This window comes from Terrihabitans rhizophilus (assembly GCF_033898525.1).
In the GTDB taxonomy this organism is placed as follows: domain Bacteria; phylum Pseudomonadota; class Alphaproteobacteria; order Rhizobiales; family Methylopilaceae; genus Flaviflagellibacter; species Flaviflagellibacter rhizophilus.
This window is the reverse complement of sequence record NZ_JAXAFJ010000002.1, coordinates 480409-503632: the sequence shown is the minus strand read 5'-3', so window position 1 is coordinate 503632 and position 23224 is coordinate 480409. Positions and strand designations below refer to the sequence as shown.

Sequence of the window (23224 nt, the reverse complement as noted above, 5' to 3'; positions counted from 1 at the left end):
TAGAACGGCAATCCCCAGCGCCGGATCAACTGAGATGAATCTTTCTGCGAAAGCGGTTGTTAACCTTAAGGGCTCAGATTCACCAGTGACTTAGCGTCGGCCCGGGTGTGCCCGAAGAGCCCGTCGCAATGGTTAATTGTGGCTAAATATCGTTGACGCCCATAGGAGCCCATGCTATCCCAAACTATCCCTTGCGGAGCGTATAAAGTGTCTTGGTTGGAGGTGGCCGGAAAGGCCATTTCGGACCGGCGGCGGAGCTTTGCGCAGGGGCCTGGGGAGGGTCATGGACCGTTTCGTGTCCAACTTTACGAACCGGCTGGATGCCAAGGGCAGGGTCTCGATCCCTGCCTCGTTCCGGGCGGTTCTGGCGCGGGATGGCTACGAAGGCCTGTGCGTGACCCCTTCGCTCGACACCCGGGCGCTGGACGCGGGCGGCAATGCGCTGCTCGGGGAAATCGACCGTCTGCTGGAGGGGTTCGCGCCCTATTCCGAGGAGCGGGACGCCATTTCGACGGCGCTTCTTGGCACCAGCGAAACCTTAAAGACCGATGCGGAGGGCCGCGTCGTTCTCACCGAGAGCCTGAAGGCCTATGCTGGCATCACCGACCAGGTGACCTTCGTGGGTCATGGCCACAAATTCCAGATCTGGGAGCCGGAGACATTTCGCGCCCATCTCGACGACGCCCGCGCCAAGGCGCGCGAACTTCGCCGCCGCATCGGCGCGGAGCGGATGGGCGGAACGACGGGGACGCCACAATGATGGCGCTCCAGCCCGGCCAGGACGGCTCCAAGCCGCGCCACATCTCCGTCCTGCGCGACGAGGCGGTCGACGCCCTCGCGCCGGTGGATGGCGGCGTCTACATCGACGGCACCTTCGGGGCGGGCGGCTACAGCCGCGCCATCCTCGATATGGCGGACGCTCATGTCATCGGCATCGACCGTGACGTGGAGGCCGTCGCGGGCGCCGCGACCCTCGTCGATCAGGCGGGTGGCCGGCTGATGGTTGTGGAGGGACGCTTCGGCGACCTCAAGTCCATCGTGCAGGAACTCGGCGTCGACCGCGTCGATGGCGTCGTCCTCGATGTCGGCGTGTCCTCCATGCAGCTGGACACCGCCGAACGGGGATTCTCCTTCCGCTTCGATGGTCCTCTCGACATGCGCATGGGCCGCGAAGGGCCGAGCGCCGCCGATCTGGTCAACGAACTGGCCGAAAAGGATCTGGCCTCGCTGATCCGCGCGCTGGGCGAAGAGCGCCGCGCCAATGCCGTGGCCAAGGCCGTGGTGGCGGAGCGCGCAAACGGGCGCATCGAAAGCACCGCACAGCTGGCGCGCATCTGCGAAGCCGTGATCGGCCGCATTCCCGACCAGATCCATCCCGCGACCCGCACCTTCCAGGCCCTGCGCATCGCCGTGAACGACGAGCTGGGCGAGCTGTTGCGCGCCTTGTTCGCGGCGGAAGAGGTGCTGTCGCCCGGCGGGCGGCTGGCGGTGGTCAGCTTCCACTCGCTGGAAGACCGCATCGTGAAGACCTTCCTCGCGGAGCGTTCGCGCACCACGCCGAACGTGTCCCGCCACGCACCTGCGACCTTTGCCGCGACGCCGACCTTCGTGCCCATCGTGCGTTCGGCCACGCCGGGCGAGGAGGAGATGGCACGCAATCCACGTGCCCGGTCAGCGCGCCTGCGCGCCGCCGAGCGCACGGACGCTGCCGCCCGCGGCGCCGGGGACCCCATGGCCTACGGCGTGCCACAGCTGTCGGCGCTTGCCGCCTTCATGGAGCGCGCATGAAAATCACCCGCGTCGTCAACGTTCTGGCCGTGGGGCTGCTGATCGGCGCCGCGGTGTACGTCTACAAGATCAAGTATCAAGCGACCTGGCAGGCCGAGGAAGTGGCACGGCTGGAGCGCCAGATTGCGCGTGAGAAGACGGCCATCGCCGTGCTGAACGCGGAATGGGCGCACCTGCTGCGACCGGACCGCATCCAGATCCTCACCGAGAAGAACCTCGACCTGAAGCCGGTGAATTCCGAGCAGCGCATCGCCTTGGCCAGCCTGCCGATGCGGCCGGGGCGGGTGGACAGCATCGCCGACACCATCTCCTCGCTCGGTCTGGAAAAGCCGCTTGAGATCGAAGCGACACCACCTCGGGACGATGCGATCGCGCGCACCATCGAGGCCATGGGCCTGGCACTTCCAGGTGCCGGCGACCGGGTGAAGTCGCGGATGAAGCAGGTCGGGTCCGACGGGCCGGCCGGGGGTGCACGATGATGCGCATGGGACCTTCCTCGGGGCGCGTGAAGCTCGCGATGGTGAGCTTTGCGGCGGTGTATCTTGCGATCGGCGGGCGTCTCGTATGGCTGGGCGTCGAGCCCGATCCGCAGGTGAAGGAGCGCATCGACGCCGAGGCATCGCTTGCGATGCGCCGCCCGGTGGTCATGGACCGCGCCGGCCGCCAGCTGGCGACCGATATCCAGACCTCGTCCATCTTCGCCGAACCGCGCAACATGATCGACGCCGACGAGGCAGCCGAACTGCTGACGCGCGCAATGCCGGGGCTCGACGCGGATGAACTGCACAAGCGCCTGAACAAGGATGCCGGCTTCGTCTGGATCAAGCGCGAGATCACGCCGACCGAGCAGGCCGCGGTTCACCGCCTGGGCATACCGGGTGTGGGCTTTCTCAACGAGCAGCGCCGGATCTATCCCAACGGCCCCATTGTCTCGCATTCTCTGGGTTCGGTGAATGTCGACAATCAGGGCATTGCGGGCTTCGAGCAGTATCTCGACCGCGTCGGGCAGGTCTCGAAAGACGGCAAGGGTGATCTGAAGCCGGTGGAGCTGGCGCTGGACCTGAATGTCCAGCACGCCGTGCGCGACGAGCTCTACAAGGGCCTCAAGGAATTCGACGCCATCGCCACATCCGGCATCGTGATGGACGTGGAAACGGGGGAGATCGTCGCCTTCGTGTCCGTGCCGGATTATGATCCCAACCAGCCTGCCGAAGCGCTGAAGCCCAACAACATCAACCGGCTCAGCGTCGGCGTTTACGAGATGGGCTCGACCTTCAAGGCGCTTACGCTCGCTATGGCGCTGGATTCCGGCAAGGTGCGCCTGACCGACCGCTTCGACGCGCGTTCGGCCATGCAGTATGGCCGCTTTCGCATCGACGATTTCCACCCGACCCGCCGTATTCTGTCCGTGCCGGAGGTGTTCATCCACTCATCGAACATCGGCACCGCCAAGATCGCGCTCGCCGTCGGCGTGGAAGGCCACAAGGCGTTCCTGAAGAAGCTGGGCCAACTGGACCGTCTTCGGACCGAGCTTCCGGAAAGCGCCATGCCGATCGTGCCCCGCAATTGGGGCGAGCTGAACACGGTCACGATCTCCTACGGCCACGGCCTTTCCGTGACGCCTCTTCAGACGCTCATGGCCACGGCGGCGCTGATGAACGGCGGACAGATGATCCCGCCCACCTTTCTCAAACGCTCGAAGGAAGACGCGGCGAAGCTCGCCAAGACCGTCATCCGCCCGGAAACCAGCGCCCAGATGCGCTACCTGTTCCGGCTGAACGGGGAGAAGGGCTCGGCCAAGAAGGCTGATATTCCCGGCTACCGCGTGGGCGGCAAGACCGGCACGGCCGAGAAGGTGGTGAACGGCCGCTACAGCAGCGACAAGGTGATGAACGCCTTCACGGCCGTGTTCCCGATGGACGCCCCGCGCTATGCGGTGCTCGTGATGTTCGATGAGCCGAAGGGTACCAAGGCAACGCACGGCTTTCGCACCTCCGGCTGGAACGCCGCACCGGTGGCCGGCCGCATCGTCAGCCGCGTGGCCCCGCTGCTGGGCCTGCAGCCGGACTTCGACGCGCCGCCAAATCTGCCGCCCGCGCAATATGCGGCGGCACTTGGCGATCCTCATTGATGGGCCAGCCTGTCACCTTGGCGTCCCTGTTTCCGGACGCCGAACTTTCCGCGCCCTCGCGCGGCATCCACGTGGCCGGACTGACGGCTGACAGCCGCGAAGTCGGGCCAGGCTTCGTGTTCGCGGCGCTGCCCGGCGTGAAGGCGGACGGCATGCTCTATGCGGCGGCCGCTGCCGCTGCCGGAGCTGTCGCGGTTCTCACCGAAAGCTCCGATCCAGTGCCCGCCGGCATGGTGCCTGTAAGGGTGCCGAACGCGCGCGCCTCGCTCGCCCGCGCAGCGGCACGCTTCTATCCCGCGCAGCCGGACATCGTGGTCGCGGTGACGGGGACGAACGGCAAGACCTCCGTCGCCTCGTTCCTCCGCCAGATCTGGACGGCACTGGGCCACAAGGCGGCAAGCCTGGGAACGGTCGGCCTCGTCAGCCCCTCGGGCGAGGTCTACTCGAACCTGACCACGCCCGATCCCGTCAAGCTGCACCGCATCGCTGACGAGCTGTGCCGCGAGGGCGTCACCCATCTCGCGCTGGAAGCCTCTTCGCACGGGCTGGACCAGTCTCGCCTGAGCGGCATGCGGCTGTCCGCGGGCGGCTTCACCAACCTGACGCGCGACCATCTGGATTATCACGCCACCTTCACCGACTACCGGGCCGCCAAGCTGCGCCTGTTCACGGAAGTGCTGCCGGAAGGCGCGGGCGCCGTGATCTGCGTCGATGGCGCGAACGGAGAGATATTCGCTGAAGCCGCGCGGCAGCGCGGCCTGGAATTGCTGACGGTCGGATCGGCCGGCCTGGGCATCCACCTGCTGGCCAGCGAGCCCGCCGGCTTTGCGCAGCGCCTTGTCGTGCGTCATTGCGATCTCGACTACAGCTTCCTCCTGCCACTTGCTGGCGTGTTCCAGGCAGAGAACGCGCTTGTCGCGGCCGGGCTTGCCATCATCACCGGCGGTGAGCCGGCCGACGTGTTCACGGCGCTGGAAGGCCTCACGGGGGCCAGCGGCCGGCTGGAGAGAGTGGCCAGCCATGGCGGCGCTGAAATCCTGGTGGACTATGCCCACACGCCGGATGCGCTCGAGAACGCGCTTCTTTCGCTGCGGCCCTTCACCCGCAATCGCCTGATCGTCGTGTTCGGGGCCGGCGGGGATCGCGATCCGGGCAAGCGCCCCCTGATGGGCACGGTGGCCGCCCGCCATGCCGATGTCGCGATCGTCACGGACGACAACCCGCGTTCCGAGGATCCCGCTGGCATCCGAAGCCAGATCATCGCGGCAGCGCCCGGAGCGTTCGAGATCGGGGACCGCGCAGAGGCCATCGGCACGGCTATAGGCTCGCTTCAGGACGGCGATGTTTTGCTGGTTGCGGGCAAAGGCCATGAAACCGGCCAGATCGTGGGCGACCGAACGCTTCCATTTTCCGATCAGGCGGCGATTCGAGCTGCGATCGCGGGGGCGACATGACCAAGGCAGGCAATGTCTGAGGCGCTGTGGAGCGGACAGGAGGTTCGCGCGGCGCTGGACGGACAGGCGCGGGGAGACCTGCCGGACGCCGTCACGGGCGTCTCCATCGACAGCCGCACCCTGACGTCGGGCGAGGCGTTCTTTGCCATCACCGGCGACAAGATGGACGGCCACCGCTTCGTTGCGCAGGCACTGGGCAACGGTGCGGCCCTTGCCGTCGTGGAAGAGGGCAAGCTCGACGGGCTCGGCGATGCCGCACCTCTCCTGGTCGTTCCCGATGCCTTGCGTGCGCTGGAAGCCCTGGGGCGTGCCGCCCGGGCCCGCACCGCCGGCAAGGTCATCGCCGTCACCGGCAGCGTCGGCAAGACGGGCACCAAGGAGATGCTGCGGGCAGCGCTTGGCGGGCAGGGCAGTGTTCATGCCTCGGCTGCAAGCTTCAACAATCATTGGGGTGTCCCGCTGACGCTGGCGCGTTTGCCGCGCGACACCGAATACGGCGTGTTCGAAATCGGCATGAACCATGCGGGTGAGATCACGCCGCTGGTCGGCATGGTGCGCCCGCACGTGGCCATCATCACCAATGTCGAGCCGGTGCACTTCGAGTATTTCGGCTCGGTCGAGGCCATTGCCGACGCCAAGGCCGAGATCTTCACGGGCGTGGTGCCGGGCGGCGTCGCCGTTCTCAATGCCGACAACCCGCAGTTCGGGCGCCTGTGCACAGCGGCGCGACAGATCGATGTCGAGATCCGCAGCTTCGGCGTGGCACCCGATGCCGACGCGAGGCTGCTCACGGTCAGCACCTTGCCGGACCGCTCCATCGTCACGGCCAGCATCATGAGCGAGGACGTCGCCTTTACGCTGGGCGCGCCCGGCCGCCATCTGGTGCAGAACAGCCTCGCTGTGCTGCTGGCGTCGAAGCTGGCGGGAGCCGACGTTAAGGCGGCTGCGGCGGGCCTTGCACAGTTCCAGGCGCCGCAGGGGCGCGGGCAGCGGCACACACTGAATCTGGTCGGCGGGCAGGCGGTTCTGCTGGACGAAAGCTACAACGCGAACCCCGCCTCCATGCGCGCGGCCATCGCGCTTCTTGGCGCGACGAACGGTCGGCGCATCGCCGTGCTGGGCGACATGCTGGAACTCGGCGACGCGTCAGAGGACATGCATCGCGGGCTGGCCGAGACGCTTCTGGCGGCGAAGGTCGATCTGGTCTTCACGGCCGGACGTGCCATGCGTGCGCTGCACGAGGAACTGCCGGAAGCGCGGCGCGGCGGCTGGGCCGCAACCTCGTCGGAACTGCAGCCGCAGGTGCTCGATGCGGTCAGGGCAGGCGATGCCCTGATGATCAAGGGCTCGCACAGCAGCGGAATGGGCCCTATCGTCACCGCGCTGGTCGGCCGATTCTCCGCAGCCGAGACGACCCCCGCGTAAGGACGCGCCATGCTGACCTTTCTAGCGGACTTCTCCGGAAGTCTGCCTTTCCTGAACGTGTTCCGCTACATCACCTTTCGCACAGGCGGGGCGGTGATTACGGCGCTGCTGTTCGTGTTCATGTTCGGCCCCGCCGTCATCGACTATCTGCGCCTCAAGCAGGGCAAGGGACAGCCGATCCGCGAGGACGGGCCTGCGAGCCATCTTCTGTCGAAGAAGGGCACGCCCACCATGGGCGGCCTCATGATCATCGTCGGCCTTGTCGTTGCGACGCTGCTCTGGGGCAATCTGCGCAACGTCTATGTCTGGGTCGTGCTGGCGGTTACGCTGGGCTTCGGGTTGATCGGCTTCTACGACGACTTCCTCAAGGTCTCGAAGCAGAGCCATAAGGGCTTCTCCGGCCGCACGCGGCTTCTGCTGGAATTCGCGATCGCCGCCGTGGCCGTGGCGATCATGTCGGCTGTGAGCCCGGAGCCGCTGGAGAATGCGCTGGCGCTGCCCTTCCTGAAGGGTGTGCTGATCGATCTCGGCTGGTTTTTCATCATTTTCGGCGCCTTCGTCATCGTCGGCTCCGGCAATGCCGTGAACCTGACCGACGGGCTCGACGGCCTCGCAATCGTCCCGGTGATCGTGGCTACGATGAGCTTCGCGATGATTGCCTATCTGGCGGGAAATGCGGTGTTCGCGGATTACCTGCAGATCCATTTCACGCCCGGCACCGGGGAACTGGCCGTGATGTGCGGCGCCATTCTGGGTGCCGGCCTTGGCTTTCTCTGGTTCAACGCGCCTCCGGCTCAGGTCTTCATGGGCGATACCGGCTCGCTTGCACTGGGCGGACTGCTGGGCTCCATTGCGGTTGCGACCAAGCACGAAATCGTGCTGGCCATCATCGGCGGGCTGTTCGTGTTGGAAGCCGCTTCGGTCATCATCCAGGTCGTCTCGTTCAAGCTGACGGGCAAGCGCGTGTTCCGCATGGCGCCGATCCACCATCACTTCGAGCATCTGGGCTGGACGGAGCCGCAGGTCGTCATTCGCTTCTGGATCATCGCCGTGGTTCTGGCCTTGATCGGGCTTGCGACGCTGAAACTGAGATGACGCCCGCAACTTCATTCCGCGGCCAGCGGGTCGCCTTGTTCGGCCTCGGCGGATCGGGACTTTCCACCGCGAAGTCGCTGCTGGCCGGCGGTGCGGACCTTCTGGCCTGGGACGATGCGCCCGCGAGCGTTGAAAAGGCCCGCGCGGCCGGTGTTCCCGTGGCAGATCTGCGGGACGTGGATTTCGCACGCTGCGACTGCCTTGTCCTCGCGCCCGGCGTGCCGCTCACGCATCCGGTGCCGCACTGGACCGTGGAGAAGGCGCGGGCTGCGGGTGTCGAGATCATCGGCGACATCGAGGTGTTCTGCCGGGAGCGGCGCGGGATCGCGCCCGATTCCGCGCTGGTGGCCATTACGGGCACGAACGGCAAGTCCACCACCACGGCCCTGATCGCGCATGTGCTGCGCTCGGCCGGCGTGGACGTGCAGATGGGCGGCAATATCGGCGTGCCGATCCTCGACCTCGCCCCTCCTTCCGAGGCGTGCATCCACGTGGTCGAGTGCTCGTCCTACCAGATCGATCTTGCGCCCACGCTCGATCCGACGGTCGGACTGCTGCTGAACCTATCCGAGGATCACCTCGAGCGGCACGGCACCATGGAGAACTATGCCGCCATCAAGCAACGGCTGGTCGCCCGGTCCCGCACCGCCGTCATCGGCGTCGACGATGCGCTGTGCGCGGCCATCGCTGACCGGGTGGAAGGCGCCGGCGTGCATGTACGGCGCATTTCGGCGCGCCATCATGTGCCCAAGGGCATCTACGCCGAGGGCTCGGAACTGTTCTGCGAGACGGAGGGCAAGACCCGCGAAGTGGCCGATCTCGGCGGTGTCGGCTCGCTTCGTGGTGCGCACAACGCGCAGAATGCGGCGGCTGCGATGGCGGCGTGCCTTGCGCTGGGCCTGTCTGCCGAGAGCGTGGCGCGCGGGCTCCAGACCTTTCCGGGTCTCGCCCATCGCATGGAGCAGGTTGGCCAGGCCGGCCGCGTGCTCTTCGTCAACGACAGCAAGGCCACGAACACCGACAGCGCGGAACAGGCGCTGGCGAGCTTTCCCTCGGACATCTACTGGATCCTCGGCGGGAAGGCGAAGACCGGAGGCATCGCCAGCCTCCAGCCTTTCTTCGACCGCGTGGCGAAGGCCTACCTGATCGGCGAGGCGGCCGAGATGTTCGCCGAGACCCTGCGCGATGTGCCGCACGAGATCGCGGGCACCATGGAGCAGGCGGTGGAGCGCGCGCATGAGGATGCCGCCCTCTCGCGGGCGGAGGAGCCCGTGGTGCTGCTCTCGCCGGCCTGCGCGAGCTTCGACCAGTACGCGAACTTCGAAGTTCGCGGCGACCATTTCCGGCGGCTGGTCCAGGAACGAATAAAGAATTTACCATAATGGGTCATGCTGGTGCCGTGTTCTCCCGCCTTCCGGGAGCAGAGGGACGGCCATGATTTCGCGCGCGGAACGCACCCGCTTCGGTGAGTGGTGGTGGACGATCGACAAGCCGCTGCTGGCGGCGCTCGGCACGCTGATGGTGGCGGGCATCGTGCTGTCGCTGGCGGCCAGCCCGGGCGTGGCCGATCGGCTGAACCTCGATCTCTTCCACTTCGTGAACCGACAGGTGATGTTCCTGGTGCCGGCGGTAGTGCTGATGTTCGCGCTGTCGTTCCTCGATCTGCGCGGCGTTCGCCGCACGGCGCTCATCGCCTTCCTGATCTTCTATCCGCTGATGATCGCGACGCTGTTCATCGGTCCCGAGATCAAGGGCGCGCATCGGTGGATCCAGATCGGCCCGCTGGGCCTGCAGCCGTCGGAGTTCGTGAAGCCCGCCTTCATCGTGCTGGCGTCCTGGCTGTTCGCGGAGGGCTCGCGGCGGGGCGATGTCCCGGGTCGGCTGCTGTCCATCGCCCTTTACGGGGCCACCATCGGCATATTGATGTTGCAGCCAGATTTCGGGCAGACGGTGCTGATCTCCGTCGTCTGGGGTGCGCTGTTCTTCCTCGCCGGACTTAGCTGGGTGCTGATGGGCGGCCTCGCCGGCCTCGGCATCGGTGGCGTGTTCCTGGCCTACGAGGCGTTCCCGCATATCAGGGCGCGCCTTGCGAAGTTCACCGGGTCCGGTGCGGGCTCCAACGAGAACTTCCAGTCGGAGCGCGCTTTCGACAGCTTTGTCTCCGGCGGCTGGCTGGGCCGTGGTCCGGGCGAGGGCACCGTGAAGCGCATCTTGCCCGATGCGCACACCGACTTCATCTTCGCGGTGACGGGCGAGGAGTTCGGCATCCTGTTCTGCCTCATCCTGCTCTCGCTCTTCGCTTTCGTGGTGCTGCGCGGCCTTTGGATCGCGGCGCAGGAGGACGACCCCTTCACCCGGTTCGCAACCTCCGGCCTCGTCATGCTGTTCGGCCTGCAGTCGGCCATCAACATGGCCGTGAATGTACAGCTGATGCCGGCCAAGGGCATGACGCTCCCCTTCATCTCCTATGGCGGCTCCTCGCTGCTGTCGCTGGCGCTCAGCATGGGCATGCTGCTAGCGCTGACGCGCCGCCGTCCGCGCTCGCGGATCACCGGAGGGTACAGCGCGCTTCCCGAGGGTCAGTACGCCTGATGCCGCGCGAACCTCTCGTTCTCCTGGCCGCCGGCGGAACCGGTGGCCATCTGTTCCCTGCGGAGGCGCTTGCGACGGAGCTGAACCGTCGCGGCGTGCCCGTGGAACTGGTGACGGACCCCCGCGCCCTCGAATATGCCGGCAGCTTTCCTGCGCGGCGCGTGCATTCCGTGGCGTCGGCGACCTTTGGCAGCCGTGCGCCGCTCGCAATGCTGGCCTCGGCGTCAAAGCTCGGGCTCGGATTCGCGCAGGGGCTGAACCTTATGCGCAGCCTGAAGCCTTCCGTCATCGTGGGTTTTGGGGGTTATCCCAGCCTGCCGCCGCTGGTGGCGGCGCAGGTGCTGGGCGTGCCCACCGTGGTGCACGAGCAGAACGCCGTTCTGGGCCGGGCAAACCGGGTACTTGTTCCGCGCGCAACACGCATCGCGACCGGATTTTCCAGACTGGTCAACGCGAAAGCCGAGATTGCTGCCAAGGCGGTTCATGTCGGTAACCCGATCCGCGCCGCGGTTCTGGATGCTGCCCGCGCCTATGAGGCGGTCGGCGAGACCGGCAGGATCAGACTTCTCGCTTTCGGTGGAAGCCAGGGCGCGCGCGTGATGTCGGAGATCGTCCCGCCCGCCGTGGCGCAACTCGACGCAGATCTGCGGGCCCGCCTCTCGGTGGTGCAGCAGGCACGTGCGGAAGATCTCACGGCTGCTCAGGCGATCTATGCTGCCGCCGGCGTGGAGGCGGAGGTCGCGCCGTTCTTCCGGGACCTGCCGGTGCGCATGGCCGATGCCCATCTCGTGGTCGCGCGCTCCGGCGCCTCCACCGTCGCGGAACTGGCGGCCATCGGCCGGCCTTCCATCCTGGTCCCGCTGCCGCATTCGCTGGACAACGACCAGCTGGAGAATGCGCGGGCTTTGCAGGAACTGGGCGCCGCCACTTTGGTGCCGCAGTCGGAGTTCACGCCAGCTACTCTTGCCGGCCTGCTGACAAGCCTGCTGGCCAATCCTGCACGTCTCCACGCCCAGGCGGCTGCGGCGAGCGCTTATGCGCGCCCCGACGCCGCGGCGCGGCTTGCCGATCTCGTCCTGAGCGTCGGCGGCATCACGCCTGCCAATTAGAATGGTCCATCCATGAAGCTCCCCCGCCACACCGGCCCCATCCACTTCGTCGGAATCGGCGGCATCGGCATGTCCGGCATCGCCGAGGTTCTCGCCAATCAGGGCTATGCCGTGCAGGGCTCGGACGTGGCGGAGAACGCGAACGTCAAGCGCCTGCGCGAGAAGGGCATCGCCGTCAGCGTCGGACATCGGGCCGAGAACCTGGGTGAGGCGGAAGTCCTCGTCGTGTCCTCGGCCATCAAACGGGACAACCCCGAACTGATGGCTGCGCGTGCCAAGCGCCTTCCCGTGGTCCGCCGAGCGGAGATGCTTGCCGAACTGATGCGGCTCAAGACCTGCGTGGCGGTGGCCGGTACGCACGGGAAGACGACCACGACCTCACTGGTGGCCACGCTGCTGGACGCGGGCGAACTGGATCCCACCGTCATCAATGGCGGCATCATCAATGCCTACGGCACCAATGCGCGCATGGGCGATTCGGACTGGATGGTGGTGGAGGCCGACGAGTCGGACGGCACCTTCCTGAAGCTGCCGGCGGACATCGCCATTGTGACGAATATCGACGCCGAGCATCTGGATCATTTCGGCACCTATGACGCCATCAAGGCGGCGTTCCGCTCCTTCGTGGAGAACGTGCCGTTCTACGGCTTCGCCGTGATGTGCCTCGACCATCCCGTGGTGCAGGACCTTGTCGGCCTGATCGAGGACCGGCGCATCGTGACATATGGCGAGAACCCGCAGGCCGATGTGCGGCTCTTGGATGTCGATCTGAAGGGCGGACGCTGCCGCTTCCGCGTCATGATCCGCGACCGCGACGGCTCCTGCATGGAGATCGATGGGCTGGAACTGCCGATGCCGGGGCACCACAACGCCCTGAACGCCACGGCCGCGATTGCCGTGGCTCATAATCTCGGCATCTCGGCGGAGAAGATCCGGCTGGGACTGTCGCGCTTCGGCGGCGTGAAGCGGCGCTTCACCAAGACCGGAGAGTGGAAGGGCGTCTCGATCTTCGACGATTACGGGCACCATCCGGTGGAGATCGCCGCCGTGCTGCGCGCGGCGCGGGCCTCCACCGAGGGACGGGTGATCGCCGTGGTGCAGCCGCACCGCTACACCCGCCTGCAGGCGCTGTTCGACGGCTTCTCCACCTGCTTCAACGATGCGGATGCGGTGATCGTGGCCGATGTGTATTCGGCCGGCGAGCAGCCCATCGAGGGCGCCGACCGGGAGCATCTGGTGAACGGCCTGCGCGCGCGCGGGCACCGCAACGTGATTTCACTGGAAGCGCCTGAGGGGCTGGCGAACCATATCGCCGGGCTGGCGAGGCCCGGGGATTACGTTGTGTGCCTTGGTGCGGGGTCGATCACGCAGTGGGCGTACGCGTTGCCGGGTGAACTCGAGGCCGTGTCGGGGACGGGGGCTTGATGTCCTTCTGCCTCTCATCCGCGTTCCGGCGCTCGCGCAGCGGGAGCCCGGAACCCATACGGCGTGAGGCCTGCGATGGGGCCAAGGGCGCTCTGGGATATGGGTCCCGGACAGCGGCTTTGCCGCTTCCGGACCGCACGGAGTTCGTGTCTTGAGCTTTCCTGAACTCGAACTTGGCTCCTGGGCCTCCGACATTCGTGGCCGGCTGGTGCCGAACCAGTCGCTCGCAGAGATCACCTGGTTTCGCGTGGGTGGACCGGCGCAGCTGTTCTTCCAGCCGGCGGACGAGGAGGATCTCGGCTTTTTCCTTCGCAATCTGCCGGCCGAGATTCGCGTCACCACCATCGGCCTGGGCTCCAACCTGCTGATCCGGGATGGTGGGCTGGACGGGGTGGTCATCCGGCTCTCCGCACGCGGCTTCGGCGGCGCCGAGGTGCTGGGCGAGAGCCGCGTCCGCGTTGGCGCGGCCTTGCCGGATGCGCGTGCCGCTGCGGCTGCGGCCGAGGCCGGCATCGACGGGCTGACGTTCTACAGCGGCATTCCCGGCGGCATCGGCGGCGCGCTTTACATGAATGCGGGATGCTACGGCACCGAGACGCGCGACCGGGTGGTGGAACTCCGGGCCGTGACACGGTCGGGTGAGATCGTCACCCTGACCAATGCAGACATGGACTACCGCTACCGCAAGTCCAACGGACCTGCGGGCGCGGTGTTCGTCTCCGCGGTCTATGAGGGCACCGCAGGCGATCCGGCGGACATCAAGAACCGGATGCGCGAGATCACCGAACGGCGCGAATCAAGTCAGCCCGTGAAGTCGCGCACCGGCGGCTCGACCTTCAAGAACCCGGATGGGCATTCCAGCTGGAAGCTCATCGACGAGGCCGGATGTCGGGGTCTGACGGTGGGTGATGCCCAGGTTTCGGAACTGCACTGCAATTTCCTGCTCAATCTGGGAAATGCGAGCGCCTACGACATCGAAACATTGGGCGAGACGGTGCGCCACCGCGTGCGAGCCCGTTCGGGAATCGAGCTTCGCTGGGAGATTCGCCGGATGGGGCACTTCGTGGAAGGCTGCGAGGTGCGGGAATTCCTGGATGGTGACGTGTTCACCGGCGCGGTCTAGCGGGGACGGACGATGACGAAGCATGTGGCCGTGCTGATGGGTGGCTGGTCCGCCGAGCGCGAAGTCTCGCTGAACTCCGGCGCCGCGTGCGCCGACGGGCTGGAGCGCGCCGGTTATCAGGTGACCCGCGTGGATGTGGGGCGCGACGTGGCCGACGTGCTGGCGCGGCTGCGCGCGGACGTGGCCTTTAATGCGCTGCATGGCCGCTTCGGCGAGGACGGCACGCTGCAGGGCGTGCTGGAACTGCTGCAGATCCCCTACACGCATTCGGGTGTTCTGGCCTCGGCGCTGGCCATGGACAAGGACCGTGCGAAGACGGTGATGGCGTCCGCCGGCGTGCCTGTCGCGGAGGGCGTAGTGGTTAACCGCGCTGATGCAGCGAAGGCACACCCGTTAACACCTCCATATGTGCTGAAACCCGTCTGCGAAGGCTCCAGCGTCGGCATTCTCATCGTTCGCGAAGGGCAGGAACACCCGCCTCAGGAGCTCACCCGCGAGGACTATCCGCACGGCGAATTGTTGTTGTGTGAGAAGTACATAGAGGGCAGGGAGCTGACCTGCGCGGTGATCGACGGGAAGCCCACCGACATCATCGACATCGTGCCCGCCAATGGCTGGTACGACTACCACGCCAAGTACGCCGCCGGAGGCTCAATTCATAAATTGCCGGCGGTTCTTTCACCATCTGTTTACCATTTTGTTCAACACTCAGCTCTCAAGGCGCACCACTCACTTGGATGCCGAGGCGTAAGCCGCGCGGACTTCAGATTCGACGATCGACCCGGAGGCACCGGGGAGCTTGTTTGTCTCGAGGTCAACACGCAGCCGGGGATGACAAGAACGAGCCTGGTGCCCGAATTGGCGGCTTACGCCGGCCTCAGTTTTGATGAGCTCGTGTCATGGATGGTGGAAGACGCTTCCCTGAACAGATAGACGGCCCCCGCCGGGCCGCAGGGACGCGCCTGCCTTTCCGCATCTTCCGCCGTCGCCGCCGCGTGACGGCCCTGCACCACGACAGCATCGCCAGCCAGCTGACCCGTCCCGGAATTGGCTGGGCCGGCGTGGTCGTCCTTCTCGCCACCACCGGCGTCTATGGCGCGACGATCGGCGAGCGCTGGGGCGAGGTCGGTGAACTGGCGCAGAGCGCGCCCGAGGCCTTTGCCCGCGGCAGCGGCTTCACCATCGCCCGCATCGAAGTCGAAGGCCGCAAGGTCGTCACCAACAACGAGATCCTGGCGGCGCTGGGCTACGAGCCCGGCCAGTCGCTGATGTCCCTGGACGTTGCGGCCGCACGCGAAACCCTGCTGGCCAATCCGCTGATCAAGCAGGCGACCATCCGCAAGCTCTATCCGGACCGCCTCTCCGTGCAGATCGCCGAGCGCGAGCCCTTCGCGCTGTGGCAGGTCGGCGAGAAGCTGTCGGTCATCGCGGCTGACGGAACCGTCATCGAGGCGGCTGGCGACAGCCGCTTCGTGAACCTTCCCCTCGTTGTCGGCGCCGGCGCCGATACCGGTGCCCCCCGCATCCTCAAGGCGCTGGAGCCGCATGCCGAGCTTCGCGACAAGGTCTATGCCGCTGTCCGCGTGGGCTCGCGCCGCTGGAACCTGCGCCTGAAGAACGGCATGGACGTGAAGCTGCCGGAAGAAGCCCTGGACGCGGCGCTGGCCCAGGTGGCCGAACTCGACCGCTCGCAGAAGATCACCGACCGCGACATCACCGAACTCGACCTGCGCCGCGACGGACTGGTCACGGTGCGGCTCTCGGACGACGCTGCCGCTGCCTTGGCTGCAGCCTCCAAAGACAAGAACAAGCGGGCGGGCACATGAAGCACCATCCGCATGGCGTGACGCCTCGCCTCAAGCCCCTGCCGCCGAAGCGCGCCGTGGAAATCTCGGTGCTCGATGTCGGCACCAGCAAGATCTCCTGCCTCATCGGTCGGCTGAAGCCCGTGGAGAGCGGGCCGGCACTGCCCAGTCGCACGCACCGCATCGAAGTCCTTGGCATCGGGCACCAGCGGTCCCGCGGCATCAAGGGCGGCGCGGTGGTGGACATGGAAGCCGCCGAGCAGTCCATCCGTCTCGCCGTCGACGCCGCCGAGCGCATGGCCGACGCGCGGATCGAAAGCCTGATCGTCTCCATATCGGCCGGACGCCTCGGCAGCGAGATGTTCAACGCGACGGTGCCGGTGCATGGCCGGGCGATCAACGACGGCGATATCCAGCGGGTGCTGCGCGCAGGCACGGACCATTCGGTGCGCCGCGATCGCTCCATCCTGCACTCGATCCCGGTCGGCTTCGGCCTCGACGCCACGCGCGGCATCCATGATCCACGCGGCATGGTGGGCTCCGAGCTTGGGCTCGACATGCATGTGGTGACGGCCGACGAGGCCATGGTTCGCAACCTGATGCTCTGCATCGAGCGCTGCCATCTGGACGTCCAGACGCTTGTGGCGGCTCCTTATGCCAGCGGCCTTGCGGCACTGGCCGATGACGAGGCCGAGATCGGCGTGACGCTGATCGACATGGGTGCGGGCACCACCAGCGTGGCGGTGTTCTCCGGCGGCAATTTCGTCCATGTCGACGGCATCGCGCTCGGCGGCAACCACGTCACGCTCGACATCGCGCGCGGTCTGTCGATCTCCGTGGACGACGCCGAACGCCTGAAGACCCTGCACGGCAGCGTGTTCTCCGCGAGCTCGGACGAGCGCGAGATGATCCAGATCACGCCGGTGGGCGAGGATGCGCTGGACCATGTGCAGCAGATCACCAAGGCGCAGCTCCTGCGCATAGTGAAGCCCCGCGTCGAGGAAACCCTCGAACTGGTGCGGGATCGCCTGCGGGCTTCCGGCCATGTGGCCAGCGGCGGCAAGCGTGTCGTCCTGACCGGCGGCGCCTGCCAGCTGAACGGCATGCCCGATCTGGCCAGCAGCATTCTGGGCCGCAATGTCCGGATCGGTCGCCCGCTCGGCGTGCGCGGCCTGCCGGAAGAGGCCAAGGCTCCCAGCTTCGCGGCTGGCGTGGGCCTGCTGGTCTACCCGCAGCGGAGCGGGGACGAACATTTCGATACCGCGCGCCCCACGGCGCGCGCGACGGGAACCAACGGCTATCTGTCCCGCATGGGGCACTGGCTCAAGGAAAGCTTTTAACCGGCGGCCCCTCGGGGAAGTCGGTGACGGAAACCAGAAACGCGGCGCGCGTACAACACTAGAGGCGAGCGATGTCCATTAACCTGAAAATGCCTGATATCCGGGAACTTCGTCCCCGCATCACGGTGTTTGGCGTCGGCGGCGCCGGCGGCAACGCTGTGAACAACATGATCGAGTGCGGCCTGCACGGCGTGGAGTTCGTGGTTGCCAACACGGACGCCCAGGCGCTGAGCCTCTCCAAGTGCGACCGCATCATCCAGATGGGCCTGCAGGTGACCGAGGGTCTCGGCGCCGGCTCGCAGCCGGAAGTCGGCCGCGCCGCCGCTGAAGAGGTGATGGACGAGATTCGCGATCACCTCCAGGGCGCGCACATGGCCTTCATCACCGCCGGCATGGGCGGTGGCACGGGCACGGGTTCCGCTCCGGTGGTGGCTCGCGCCGCCCGCGAGATGGGCATCCTGACCGTCGGCGTCGTGACCAAGCCGTTCCACTTCGAAGGCCAGCGCCGCATGCGCGTCGCCGATGCCGGCATCGAGGAGCTGCACAAGACCGTCGACACCTTGCTGGTCATCCCGAACCAGAACCTCTTCCGCGTCGCCAACGAGCGCACGACCTTCGCCGACGCGTTCTCCATGGCCGACCAGGTGCTGTATTCGGGCGTTGCCTGCATCACCGACCTGATGGTCAAGGAAGGCCTCATCAACCTCGACTTCGCCGACGTCCGCGCCATCATGCGCGAAATGGGCAAGGCGATGATGGGCACCGGTGAGGCCACCGGCGAGAAGCGCGCCATCCAGGCCGCCGAAGCCGCCATCGCCAACCCGCTGCTGGACGACGTGTCCATGCGCGGCGCGCGCGGCCTGCTGATCTCCATCACCGGCGGCAACGACCTGACGCTGTATGAAGTGGACGAAGCCGCGACCCGCATCCGCGAGGAAGTGGATCCGGAAGCCAACATCATCCTGGGCGCAACCTTCGACGAAAAACTGGAGGGCACCATTCGCGTGTCGGTGGTCGCCACCGGCATCGATCAGGTGGCAGGCTTTCAGCCCGTCTACTCCGAGCAGCGCCTCGCCGAACTGGCCGAGAAGCTGAAGCCTCAGGCCAAGGCCGCCGAGCCGGCACTTCGCGCGCCGATCATCCGTCCGATCGACGAGCAGCGCCCGGACATCTATGCGCAGGACGCGCATCAGGAGCATCATCACGCACCGGCACCGGCCCACGCCGCCGTCGTTTCGGATGACGTGACGATCCGCCCGCTGCCGCAGCGCGCGGCTCCGAGCTTCTACGAGGAGCCGGTGCAGGCCCCCGAGCACCATGAGGAAGAGGCCATGCCCTTCATTCCTCCGGTTCCGGAGCGCACCAATCGCGGACCCCGCATGCCGCGCCTCGAGGAACTGCCGGTGCACGCGCAGCAGCAGATCGCACAGCGCGGCGGCTATGCCGAGGATCACTCGCCGGAGCGCAAGCGCAACTCGCTGCTGCAGCGTCTCGCCGCCGTTGGCCTCGGCCGTCGCGAGGAGGAGGAGCAGCCTGCTCCGGTTCAGCACCGCGAGCATCCGATGATGGCACCGGCCGCACCGCGCCCGGCACCGCAGGCCCAGCGTCCGCAGCACGCGGCGCGCCCAACAGCGGCTCCCGCCCGCGGCCTCGAGGATGAGCTGGAAATCCCGGCTTTCCTCCGCCGCCAGGCTAACTAAGCGCCTGACGGCGTTGAATAAAGAAGAGGCCCGGTTTTGCCGGGCCTTTTCATTGCAGGCCTGTAATGTTCGGCAATGAACAGTGATTTGTTCCTGCGCCTGCGAAAATTTACCTTCCAGATGCGGAACCTGCCGCGCGAATCAAAGTTCGCGCGTGCCGGTCGGCAGGCGGGCAGTGCGCCCGCCTAGTGGGGTACGGGGGCAGGGCATGGGCACGCAGCAGACCACTCTCGGAGGCACGATCGCTGTCTCCGGAATCGGCGTTCACAGCGGCGCTCCGGCCAGCATCGTACTCGCGCCCGCACAGGCCGGCACAGGCTTCCGGTTCCTCCGCACGAATCTTCCAGGCGGCAAGACGCGCACCCTCCGCGGCCATGTCGACCAGGTCGGCCAGACGGAGCTTTGCACCGTGCTCGGCGACAATGAGAAGGGCGCCGTCTCTACCGTCGAGCACCTGCTCGCCGCCCTGCGCGGGCTTGGCGTGGACAACGCCCAGATCAGCATCGACGGGCCGGAAATGCCCATCATGGACGGCAGTTCTGCCGCCTTCGTGGAGGCTGTGGACGAGGTGGGCGTGGTGACGCTTTCCGCAGCCCGCAGCGTGCTGAAGGTGCTGAAGCCCATCCGGGTCGAGCAGGGACGCGCCTGGGGCGAGCTTCTGCCGCATCACAAGGGCTTCCGGCTGGAGGTGGAGATCGACTTCACCGAGGCACTGATCGGCCGCCAGTCCATCGCGCTCGACCTTACGCCTGCGAATTTCCGTCGCCAGCTTTCGTGCGCCCGCACCTTTGGCTTCCTGCGTGATTTCGAGAAGCTTTCCGCGCTCGGCCTCGCGCGCGGCTCGGCACTGGAGAACACGGTGGTCATCGGCGACGATGGCGTGCTGAACCCGGGCGGCTTGCGCGGAGCGGACGAGTTCGTTCGCCACAAGGCGCTGGACGCCGTGGGCGATCTTGCGCTGGCCGGTCTGCCCATCCAGGGGCTGTACCGCTCCTATTGCGGCGGCCACAAGCTGAACGTCACCATGCTGCGCGCCCTCTATGCCGACACGAGCGCCTGGACCATCGAAACGGTCCGCAAGCCGGTGCGTCAGGGCTACGGCGAACTGGTGCCGTCGATGCAGCCTGTCTTCTCTGCGGAAAAAGCCTGATCGCCTCGGCAGCAACACAGCTTCGCCACACCATGGCGGTTCAGTCCGCTTTGGTTTAGAAGGCGTGCCAGCGCCTGTTTGCGTATCACCTTTCTGAGGGTTGCATGGTTTCGAGCGTTTCGGCTCCTTTGTCCGGCGGACCGCGCCGGGCCGTGTTCGTGGCGCTCGCCACCGTGCTGGCGTTCAGCGCCGGCGCCTGCTCCAGCTTCGGCGGGAGCAAGGAGGAGGCGATCGTCTATTCCGACGACCCGCCCGACAAGCTGTACAATCAGGGCGTCTTCAACCTGAACCAGAACAAGTACGACGCGGCGAGCGAGAAGTTCCAGGAACTCGACAAGCAGCACCCGTACACCGAGTACGGGCGCAAGGCTGCGCTGCTCGAGGTCTACGCGAAGTACAAGAAGGGCGACTACGACGAGTCGGCGACGGCCGCGAAGCGCTACGTCACGCTGCATCCCAGCAGCCCGGACGCGGCCTATGCGCAGTTCCTGCTCGGCATGTCCTATTACAACGGCATTCCGGACGTGACCCGCGACCAGTCGCGCACCCAGCAGGCGCTCGACGCCCTGCAGGAGGTCATCCGCAAATATCCCACCAGTGAGTATGCCGAGCCTGCGCGCCAGCGCATCCAGCTTGCCCGCGACCAGCTCGCCGGCAAGGAAATGGACATCGGCCGCTACTACCTGAAGGAAGGCAATTTCGTCGGCGCCATCAATCGCTTCAAGACGGTGGTGACGGTGCACCAGACCACCCGCCACGTCGAGGAAGCGCTGGCCCGCCTCGCCGAAGCCTATATGGCTCTCGGCATTGTCGGGGAGGCGCAGACCGCCGCCGCCGTGCTGGGCCACAACTTCCCGCAGAGCGAGTGGTACAAGGACACCTACAAGCTCATGGCTTCGAAGGGCACTGCGCCCCGCGAGGACAAGGGCTCGTGGATTAGCAAGGCGTTCGGCAGGGGCTGACGCGCAACCGGTCACCACATGCTGGTCCAGCTCCAGATCCGCGACATCGTTCTGATCGAGAGGCTGGACCTCGCGCCTGCGCGCGGGCTCACGGTGCTGACCGGCGAGACCGGTGCGGGCAAGTCCATCCTGCTCGATGCTCTGACGCTGGCACTTGGCGGGCGCGGCGATGCCGGCCTTGTGCGCTCCGGCGCTGCCCAAGGGCAGGTGACGGCGGTCTTCGACCTGTCCGACAGCCATCCCGCTCGCGCTGCGCTGGCAGCGCATGATCTTTCGGATGAGGGCGACCTCATCCTGCGGCGTGTCCAGCTGGCCGACGGACGCACCCGAGCCTTCGTCAACGATCAGGCCGTCGGCGTGCAGGCCCTGAGGGCCATCGCCTCCAGTCTTGTCGAGATCCACGGCCAGCACGACGACCGGGCTCTGGTAGATCCCGCGCAGCACCGCGCCTTGCTGGATGCGTTCGGCGGCCTCGACGGCGAGGTTCGTGGCCTCGCCCGGCTGCATGCCGCGTGGCGGTCCACCGTCCAGGCGCGCGAGGCGCAGCGGAAACTGGTGGAGCGGGTGCGGGCGGAAGCCGATTACCTGCGCCACTCCCACGCCGAACTGGAGGAACTCTCGCCTCAGGAAGGCGAGGAGACGGAATTGGCGGCGCAGCGCGCCACTATGATGCAGGCGGAGAAGATCGCCGGGGATCTGGACGATGTGCATCAGGCCGTGACCGGCCCGAACTCGCCGGTTCCGGCATTGGCCGCCGCAATCCGCCGGCTGGAACGCCGCGCGGGCCAGCTTCCCGGCTATGTCGAGCCCGCGATGAAGGCCATCGACGACGCGCTCGTGCTGCTGGACGAGGCGGGCACGTATCTCGAAGAGGCCATCCGCACCGCAGCGTTCGATCCGCGTGATCTTGAGCGCGCGGAAGAGCGGTTGTTCGCTCTGCGCGCCGCCGCCCGCAAGTTCGAGACCAGCGTGGAGGGTCTGCCCGCCGTTGCCGTGCGGTTTGCCAGCGAGCTTGCCGCGCTGGAAGGCGGCGAGGAAGACCTCGTGCGGCTCCAGAAAGAGGCTGCGGAAGCCGAGGAGGCCTACCGCACCGCAGCCGGCGTGCTGTCGGCCAAGAGGCGCGAGGCGGCGGGGCACCTTGCCTCGACCGTGATGGCCGAACTGCCGGACCTCAAGCTGGAGCGGGCGCGCTTCTATGCCGAGATCACCGAGGACACCACACCCGGGCCGGAAGGGCTGGATCGCGTCGAATTCTGGGTTCAGACCAATCCCGGCACGCGCGCCGGGCCGATGCTGAAGGTGGCATCGGGCGGCGAGCTTGCCCGATTCCTGCTGGCGCTGAAGGTGGCCTTGGCCGATCGCGGCTCGGCGCCAACCCTGATCTTCGACGAGATCGACACGGGCGTGGGCGGCGCCGTGGCCGATGCCATCGGTGCGCGGCTGGCGCGTCTGGGCGAGCGGGTGCAGGTGCTGGCGGTGACGCACGCGCCGCAGGTGGCCGCGCGCGCCCTCAGCCACCTCCTCATCGCCAAGGACGAGGTGCCGGGCGAGGAGAGGGTGGCGACGCGCGTGACGCCGCTGGAAGATATGTTCCGGCGTGAGGAGATCGCCCGCATGCTGGCCGGCGCGCGCATCACCGACGAGGCACGGGCGGCGGCGGACCGGCTGCTGAGCGGCGCGGCTTAAGAGGCCTCCGGTGCTTGACCGGGCGTCTTGATCGCCCACCTTCAAAGCCACACGGAGGCGGGCATGGGCATTCTCGACGGATTGATGGGCCACGGCAGCGATGTGTCTGCCGCAGAGGTCCAGGACGAGCTCAAGGACGTCCTGCTGCCGGGGGAGCCGGTGCAGGTGGCCTTCCGCGTGGTGCGCGATCTCTATGTCTTCACCGACCGCCGCATGATCCTTGTCGACAAGCAGGGAATGACAGGGCGCAAGGTGGAGTACTTCGTGGTGCCGTACCGCGCGATCACCGCATATTCCATCGAGAATGCCGGGCGCTTCGATCTGGAATCGGAGTTGAAGATCTGGGTCTCCGGCATGGGTGCGCCGATCCAGAAGACCCTGCGAAAGGGCGCTGACGTGCGGGGCATACAGGCCGCCATCGCGGGATCGCTCTAGGCGC

Annotated in this window: 20 protein-coding genes; all 20 read left to right on the top strand. The window is 66.8% G+C overall.

Features of this window, described 5'->3' with window-relative positions; all coding sequences use genetic code 11:
• Positions 1–283: 283 nt before the first annotated feature.
• The 20 genes from mraZ (at position 284) to SCD90_RS05865 (ending at position 23220) form a co-directional block, all read left to right on the top strand.
• Complete coding sequence (gene mraZ, locus SCD90_RS05960) at positions 284–760, top strand: division/cell wall cluster transcriptional repressor MraZ (RefSeq protein WP_319843713.1); 477 nt, start codon at positions 284–286, stop codon at positions 758–760.
• The gene (rsmH, locus tag SCD90_RS05955) at positions 757–1788 is read left to right on the top strand and encodes a 16S rRNA (cytosine(1402)-N(4))-methyltransferase RsmH (protein WP_319843712.1); all 1032 of its coding nucleotides are present in this window, start codon (positions 757–759) and stop codon (positions 1786–1788) included. The genes mraZ and rsmH overlap by 4 nt, the downstream gene beginning before the upstream one ends.
• Positions 1785–2267: a cell division protein FtsL gene (ftsL, locus tag SCD90_RS05950; RefSeq protein ID WP_319843711.1), complete on the top strand. Its 483-nt coding sequence runs from the start codon at positions 1785–1787 to the stop codon at positions 2265–2267. Before rsmH ends, ftsL begins: the two co-directional genes overlap by 4 nt.
• Positions 2268–2272: 5 nt before the next feature.
• Positions 2273–3919: a peptidoglycan D,D-transpeptidase FtsI family protein gene (locus SCD90_RS05945; protein WP_319843710.1), complete on the top strand. Its 1647-nt coding sequence runs from the start codon at positions 2273–2275 to the stop codon at positions 3917–3919.
• Positions 3919–5373 carry a UDP-N-acetylmuramoyl-L-alanyl-D-glutamate--2,6-diaminopimelate ligase gene (locus tag SCD90_RS05940; RefSeq protein WP_319843709.1) on the top strand — a complete coding sequence of 485 codons (1455 nt, stop codon included), beginning with the start codon at positions 3919–3921 and terminating at the stop codon, positions 5371–5373. The genes SCD90_RS05945 and SCD90_RS05940 overlap by 1 nt, the downstream gene beginning before the upstream one ends.
• Positions 5374–5385: 12 nt before the next feature.
• Positions 5386–6798, top strand: coding sequence for a UDP-N-acetylmuramoylalanyl-D-glutamyl-2,6-diaminopimelate--D-alanyl-D-alanine ligase (locus SCD90_RS05935; protein WP_319843708.1), 1413 nt, complete (start codon positions 5386–5388; stop codon positions 6796–6798).
• Between the two features lie 9 nt (positions 6799–6807).
• Entirely contained in the window at positions 6808–7893 is a 1086-nt protein-coding gene (gene mraY, locus SCD90_RS05930) for a phospho-N-acetylmuramoyl-pentapeptide-transferase (protein WP_319843707.1), read from the top strand.
• Entirely contained in the window at positions 7890–9275 is a 1386-nt protein-coding gene (murD, locus tag SCD90_RS05925) for a UDP-N-acetylmuramoyl-L-alanine--D-glutamate ligase (RefSeq protein ID WP_319843706.1), read from the top strand. The genes mraY and murD overlap by 4 nt, the downstream gene beginning before the upstream one ends.
• Before the next feature lie 52 nt (positions 9276–9327).
• Complete coding sequence (locus tag SCD90_RS05920; RefSeq protein ID WP_319843705.1) at positions 9328–10485, top strand: FtsW/RodA/SpoVE family cell cycle protein; 1158 nt, start codon at positions 9328–9330, stop codon at positions 10483–10485.
• Positions 10485–11594, top strand: a complete 1110-nt coding sequence (gene murG / locus SCD90_RS05915) for an undecaprenyldiphospho-muramoylpentapeptide beta-N-acetylglucosaminyltransferase (RefSeq protein WP_319843704.1) — start codon at positions 10485–10487, stop codon at positions 11592–11594. The genes SCD90_RS05920 and murG overlap by 1 nt, the downstream gene beginning before the upstream one ends.
• A 12-nt stretch (positions 11595–11606) precedes the next feature.
• A complete protein-coding gene (gene murC / locus SCD90_RS05910) occupies positions 11607–13019 on the top strand; it encodes a UDP-N-acetylmuramate--L-alanine ligase (RefSeq protein ID WP_319843703.1) in 1413 nt (470 codons plus the stop codon).
• A 151-nt stretch (positions 13020–13170) separates the two neighbouring features.
• The gene (gene murB / locus SCD90_RS05905; RefSeq protein ID WP_319843702.1) at positions 13171–14142 is read left to right on the top strand and encodes a UDP-N-acetylmuramate dehydrogenase; all 972 of its coding nucleotides are present in this window, start codon (positions 13171–13173) and stop codon (positions 14140–14142) included.
• Positions 14143–14154: 12 nt separating this feature from the next.
• Positions 14155–15075, top strand: a complete 921-nt coding sequence (locus SCD90_RS05900) for a D-alanine--D-alanine ligase (RefSeq protein WP_319843701.1) — start codon at positions 14155–14157, stop codon at positions 15073–15075.
• On the top strand, positions 15042–15968 hold the full coding sequence (locus tag SCD90_RS05895) for a cell division protein FtsQ/DivIB (protein ID WP_319843700.1): 927 nt from the start codon (positions 15042–15044) through the stop codon (positions 15966–15968). The genes SCD90_RS05900 and SCD90_RS05895 overlap by 34 nt, the downstream gene beginning before the upstream one ends.
• The gene (gene ftsA / locus SCD90_RS05890) at positions 15965–17287 is read left to right on the top strand and encodes a cell division protein FtsA (protein WP_319843699.1); all 1323 of its coding nucleotides are present in this window, start codon (positions 15965–15967) and stop codon (positions 17285–17287) included. The genes SCD90_RS05895 and ftsA overlap by 4 nt, the downstream gene beginning before the upstream one ends.
• A 71-nt stretch (positions 17288–17358) precedes the next feature.
• On the top strand, positions 17359–18987 hold the full coding sequence (gene ftsZ / locus SCD90_RS05885; protein WP_319843698.1) for a cell division protein FtsZ: 1629 nt from the start codon (positions 17359–17361) through the stop codon (positions 18985–18987).
• A gap of 208 nt (positions 18988–19195) precedes the next feature.
• On the top strand, positions 19196–20137 hold the full coding sequence (gene lpxC, locus SCD90_RS05880) for a UDP-3-O-acyl-N-acetylglucosamine deacetylase (protein ID WP_319843697.1): 942 nt from the start codon (positions 19196–19198) through the stop codon (positions 20135–20137).
• A 104-nt stretch (positions 20138–20241) separates the two neighbouring features.
• Positions 20242–21099, top strand: a complete 858-nt coding sequence (locus tag SCD90_RS05875; RefSeq protein ID WP_319843696.1) for an outer membrane protein assembly factor BamD — start codon at positions 20242–20244, stop codon at positions 21097–21099.
• An 18-nt stretch (positions 21100–21117) separates the two neighbouring features.
• Positions 21118–22785, top strand: a complete 1668-nt coding sequence (gene recN / locus SCD90_RS05870; RefSeq protein WP_319843694.1) for a DNA repair protein RecN — start codon at positions 21118–21120, stop codon at positions 22783–22785.
• Between the two features lie 63 nt (positions 22786–22848).
• Positions 22849–23220: a PH domain-containing protein gene (locus SCD90_RS05865; RefSeq protein WP_319843693.1), complete on the top strand. Its 372-nt coding sequence runs from the start codon at positions 22849–22851 to the stop codon at positions 23218–23220.
• Positions 23221–23224 lie beyond the last annotated feature (4 nt).

Coding starts and splice junctions, on each gene's coding strand:
- mraZ (WP_319843713.1), top strand. CDS start 284: ATGGACCGTTTCGTGTCCAACTTTACGAACCGGCTGGATGCCAAGGGC.
- murG (WP_319843704.1), top strand. CDS start 10,485: ATGCCGCGCGAACCTCTCGTTCTCCTGGCCGCCGGCGGAACCGGTGGC.
- lpxC (WP_319843697.1), top strand. CDS start 19,196: ATGGGCACGCAGCAGACCACTCTCGGAGGCACGATCGCTGTCTCCGGA.
- SCD90_RS05945 (WP_319843710.1), top strand. CDS start 2,273: ATGGGACCTTCCTCGGGGCGCGTGAAGCTCGCGATGGTGAGCTTTGCG.
- SCD90_RS05865 (WP_319843693.1), top strand. CDS start 22,849: ATGGGCATTCTCGACGGATTGATGGGCCACGGCAGCGATGTGTCTGCC.
- SCD90_RS05895 (WP_319843700.1), top strand. CDS start 15,042: ATGGATGGTGGAAGACGCTTCCCTGAACAGATAGACGGCCCCCGCCGG.
- murC (WP_319843703.1), top strand. CDS start 11,607: ATGAAGCTCCCCCGCCACACCGGCCCCATCCACTTCGTCGGAATCGGC.
- SCD90_RS05940 (WP_319843709.1), top strand. CDS start 3,919: ATGGGCCAGCCTGTCACCTTGGCGTCCCTGTTTCCGGACGCCGAACTT.
- SCD90_RS05920 (WP_319843705.1), top strand. CDS start 9,328: ATGATTTCGCGCGCGGAACGCACCCGCTTCGGTGAGTGGTGGTGGACG.
- ftsL (WP_319843711.1), top strand. CDS start 1,785: ATGAAAATCACCCGCGTCGTCAACGTTCTGGCCGTGGGGCTGCTGATC.
- mraY (WP_319843707.1), top strand. CDS start 6,808: ATGCTGACCTTTCTAGCGGACTTCTCCGGAAGTCTGCCTTTCCTGAAC.
- ftsA (WP_319843699.1), top strand. CDS start 15,965: ATGAAGCACCATCCGCATGGCGTGACGCCTCGCCTCAAGCCCCTGCCG.
- rsmH (WP_319843712.1), top strand. CDS start 757: ATGATGGCGCTCCAGCCCGGCCAGGACGGCTCCAAGCCGCGCCACATC.
- ftsZ (WP_319843698.1), top strand. CDS start 17,359: ATGTCCATTAACCTGAAAATGCCTGATATCCGGGAACTTCGTCCCCGC.
- SCD90_RS05900 (WP_319843701.1), top strand. CDS start 14,155: ATGACGAAGCATGTGGCCGTGCTGATGGGTGGCTGGTCCGCCGAGCGC.
- recN (WP_319843694.1), top strand. CDS start 21,118: ATGCTGGTCCAGCTCCAGATCCGCGACATCGTTCTGATCGAGAGGCTG.
- SCD90_RS05875 (WP_319843696.1), top strand. CDS start 20,242: ATGGTTTCGAGCGTTTCGGCTCCTTTGTCCGGCGGACCGCGCCGGGCC.
- murD (WP_319843706.1), top strand. CDS start 7,890: ATGACGCCCGCAACTTCATTCCGCGGCCAGCGGGTCGCCTTGTTCGGC.
- SCD90_RS05935 (WP_319843708.1), top strand. CDS start 5,386: ATGTCTGAGGCGCTGTGGAGCGGACAGGAGGTTCGCGCGGCGCTGGAC.